We start from the raw sequence: 3437 nt of genomic DNA, 5'->3' as shown, positions 1-3437 counted from the left end.
GGCTCATTGTTGTGCTCGCGGCCCAGGCTGGCGATCTCGGTGCTGTAGGCCAGGATCGCGCGGCATCCCTTGACCCGGTTGGCGGCCAGCTGTTCCCCATTGCCCGATCCGCCCAGCACGATGCCCAGGCTCTCGGGATCGGCGACAACCGCCTCCGCACAGGGGATGCAGGTGTCGGGGTAGTCGTCCTCGGCGTCATAGGAGGTGGCGCCGTGGTCGACGACCTCATGGCCGGCGGAGGTGAGCTGCTCGCGCAGGTACTCCTTGAGCTCGAAGGCGGCGTGGTCGGTGGCAATGTGTACGCGCATGGCGCCAGTCTTCCAGACTCCGCGACGGGCCGTGGCCGCCGAAATGTGCTGGCCTGCCCCACGGCCTGTGGGTAGCGTCGAGGTCATGGACGCCTACCGTTTCAGCGAACGCACCGCCGGTGGAGAACTCGACGACCGGACCAGGGACTGGCTGGCCGCCGTCAGGCTCGGCTTCAACGAGGGCCGCGGCAGCGACGAGACGACCCGCCGATGGTGGGCGGCGGCCAGCGCCGACGGGCAGCGGTGGCGATCGGTGCACCGCGACCAGCCCCTGGACGAACTCGGCATGGGATCGCTGCCGGTGGCCACACTCGGCAGTCTCGACCACCGCATCAATGTCGGCGGACAGCTGGTCACCGCGCGCTACATCACTGACGTCACGGTGCGCACCACCGACCGCCGCAAGGGCCTGCTGCGCCGGATGATGGCCGACGAACTCACCCAGACCCGCGCCGACGGACGCCCCGTCGCCAGCCTGACCGCCAGCGAGGCCGGCATCTACGGCCGCTTCGGCTTCGGGGTGGCGCTTCGCCGCCAGTCGGTCGAGGTGGCCCTCGATGGCCGCTTCCAGCTGCGCCACGAGCCGCGCGCCACCGTCGAGGCGGCCGACCCCTCCACGGCCAGCGGCCTGGTGGCCGACCTGCTGGAGGACTTCCTCGCCCGCCACCGCGGCGCCCACGAACCGATGGCCCACCACCGCGTCGGCTGGAGCGGCGAGTACGACTGGGAGAAGCAGGCCGAGGCCACCAGCCTGCGCGCCGCCATCGCGCTGGAAGGCACCCGTCCCGTCGGTGCGGTCGTGTTCACCCTCGGCGACGAGTCGGACAAGCTCACCGTGCAGTGGATGGTGGCCGACGGCGACGCCGAGCTGGCGCTGTGGCAGTACCTGACCAACATCGACCTGGTGACCAAGGCCGTCGTGCACCAGTTCTCCCCTGCCAGTGCGCTGCGCGAGGCCCTGGTGGACCACCGGCTGGTGAGGACCACGGGCGAGTCGGACCAGATCTGGCTGCGCATCCTCGACGTGGCCGAAATGCTGCGGGTCCGTGGCTGGGACCACGACGGCAGCATCGTCCTGGCCGTCGACGACCCTCTCGGGATCACTCCCGGCACCTGGCGGGTCACCGTCAGCGACGGCCACGCCCGGGTCGAACAGCTCTCGGACTCCCCCGAGGAGGAGCGCGCCGAGGCCCGGATGGGCATCGACGTGCTCGGCGAGCTCTACTTCGGTGCCGGGCGCGTACCGGCCCTGGTGGCGGCACAGCGCATCACCGCCGCGCCCGAGGCGGCCCGTGCCCTGGCCCACCTGTTCGCCGTGGACGAGCCAGCCCGCAATGTGGTGCTCTTCTGAGGCGGCGCGGACCCCAACACACAGCCGGGCGGGTCTCACCACTGCCAGGCGATGGAGTGCAGCCGGGGGCGGGGTGCACCATGGCGACCTGGGCGGTACCCTCGTGCAGGTAGATGGGCTTGTCGATGGTCGTGGCCTCGCCCCCACCCGGTTGGGTGAAGGTGCGCCCCGGGCGGGCCGGCAGCTCGCCGTCGAAACATGCCTCCAGCACCAGACGCTCCAGCGACCGGGTCAGTCCCAGCCCGACGCTGGCCTGGGTGTCGCCGTTGTTGCGGAAGGCCAGCCGTAGGAGGCCATGGCCACCTCCCCCAGGTCCTTGATGGACTTGCCCCGGGTGGGCTGCTAACGCCCGGTGGACCAGTAACTGAGGGTTGTCGTTGAGACCTGCGCGCCACGGCCCCCCAGGTGCTGTCGGATGCGCTCCCGGGTCAGCCCCCGGGTGGCGATCGCCATACTGAGCCGGTCGGCGAACTCGTGCTCGCGGGTCGACGGGTCGCGCGAATCCTCGCCCATCACTCCAGTGCCCCCGGTCCGCCGGCCAGCAGCTTCACGAAGGCCGCCTCGTCGAGGATCGGGCGCCCGAGCTCCTCGGCCTTGGCGGCCTTGGATCCGGCATTCTCCCCCACCACCACGTAGTCGGTCTTCTTGCTCACGCTGCCAGAGGCCTTGCCACCACGACTGATGATGGCCTCCTTGACACTGTCGCGGGTGAAGCCCTCCAGCCCGCCGGTCACCACGATCGTCAGGCCCTCGAGGGTGCGTTCGACGGACTCGTCACGTTCGTCGGCCATCCGCACCCCCGCGGCGCGCCAGCGCTCGACGATCTGGCGGTGCCAGTCCACGGCGAACCATTCCACGACTGCCTCGGCGATCACCTGGCCGACGCCCTCGGTGTCGGCCAGCTCCTCGACGCTGGCGGCGCTGATCGCGTCCAGCGACTCGAAGCGGGTGGCCAGGGCACGAGCCGCGGTGGGGCCGACGTGCCGGATGGACAGCGCCACCAGCACCCGCCACAGCGGCTGTTCCTTGGCCTTGGCGAGGTTGTCGAGCAGCTTGAGTCCGTTGGCCGACAGCACCCGTCCGTCGACGACCGCCTCGGGCCTGTCCTTGGAGTTGGCGGCCCGGGTGTAGAAGGGGACGCGTCGCAGGTCGTCCTGGGTCAGGTCGAACAGGGCGGACTCGTCGGCCAGAACACCCGAGGCCAGCAGCGCATCCGCGCCCTGGAAGCCGAGCGCCTCGATGTCGAGACCCGAGCGCGAGGCAAGGCTGAACAGCCGTTCGCGCAGCTGGGAGGGGCAGCTGCGCGAGTTGGGGCAGCGGATGTCCTTGTCCCCCTCCTTCTCGGGGCGCAGCTGCGTGCCGCAGGAGGGGCAGTGGGTGGGCATCACGAACTCCTGCTCGCTGCCGTCGCGCAGCTCCACCACCGGGCCGAGAATTTCGGGGATGACGTCGCCGGCCTTGCGCAGCACGACGGTGTCGCCGATCAGGACGCCCTTGCGCTTGACGTCGAAAGCGTTGTGCAGGGTGGCCATCGAGACCGTCGATCCGGCCACCTTCACCGGCTGCATCACGCCGAAGGGTGTCACCCGCCCGGTGCGGCCGACATTGACCGCGATGTCGAGCAACTTGGTGTTGACCTCCTCCGGCGGGTACTTGTACGCGATTGCCCAGCGGGGGGCCCGGGACGTGGAGCCGAGGCGGTCCTGTTCCGCGAGGGCATCGACCTTGACGACGATGCCGTCGATCTCATGGCTGAGGTCGTGGCGGTGTTCGCAGGG

4 protein-coding genes are annotated in these 3437 nt (G+C 70.4%); 1 reads left to right on the top strand and 3 read right to left on the bottom strand.

Translation table 11 applies throughout. From position 1 onward, the window contains the following. Positions 1-308, bottom strand: a 308-nt coding sequence (locus tag ACHFFZ_RS15820; protein WP_394277563.1) for an RpiB/LacA/LacB family sugar-phosphate isomerase, incomplete at its 3' end; no start/stop codon positions are given. A gap of 85 nt (positions 309-393) precedes the next feature. Here ACHFFZ_RS15820 and ACHFFZ_RS15815 point away from each other — a divergent pair. Further along, positions 394-1659: a GNAT family N-acetyltransferase gene (locus ACHFFZ_RS15815; protein WP_394277562.1), complete on the top strand. Its 1266-nt coding sequence runs from the start codon at positions 394-396 to the stop codon at positions 1657-1659. Between the two features lie 342 nt (positions 1660-2001). Here ACHFFZ_RS15815 and ACHFFZ_RS15810 read toward each other — a convergent pair whose 3' ends face one another. Both ACHFFZ_RS15810 and ligA read right to left on the bottom strand, forming a co-directional pair. Continuing rightward, positions 2002-2172 carry a hypothetical protein gene (locus ACHFFZ_RS15810; RefSeq protein WP_394277561.1) on the bottom strand — a complete coding sequence of 57 codons (171 nt, stop codon included), beginning with the start codon at positions 2170-2172 and terminating at the stop codon, positions 2002-2004. Further along, on the bottom strand, positions 2172-3437 hold a 1266-nt coding region (gene ligA, locus ACHFFZ_RS15805), incomplete at its 5' end, for an NAD-dependent DNA ligase LigA (protein ID WP_394277560.1). The genes ACHFFZ_RS15810 and ligA, both read right to left, overlap by 1 nt.

This window comes from Luteococcus sp., from assembly GCF_043424415.1.
Classification (GTDB): domain Bacteria; phylum Actinomycetota; class Actinomycetes; order Propionibacteriales; family Propionibacteriaceae; genus Luteococcus.
The sequence above is the reverse complement of the archived record's forward strand: the minus strand, read 5'-3'. Positions and strand labels throughout refer to the sequence as shown.

What these genes read in the sequence shown, in the direction of transcription:
- ACHFFZ_RS15810 (WP_394277561.1), bottom strand. Translation starts at nt 2,172, where the DNA reads ATGGGCGAGGATTCGCGCGACCCGTCGACCCGCGAGCACGAGTTCGCC.
- ACHFFZ_RS15815 (WP_394277562.1), top strand. Translation starts at nt 394, where the DNA reads ATGGACGCCTACCGTTTCAGCGAACGCACCGCCGGTGGAGAACTCGAC.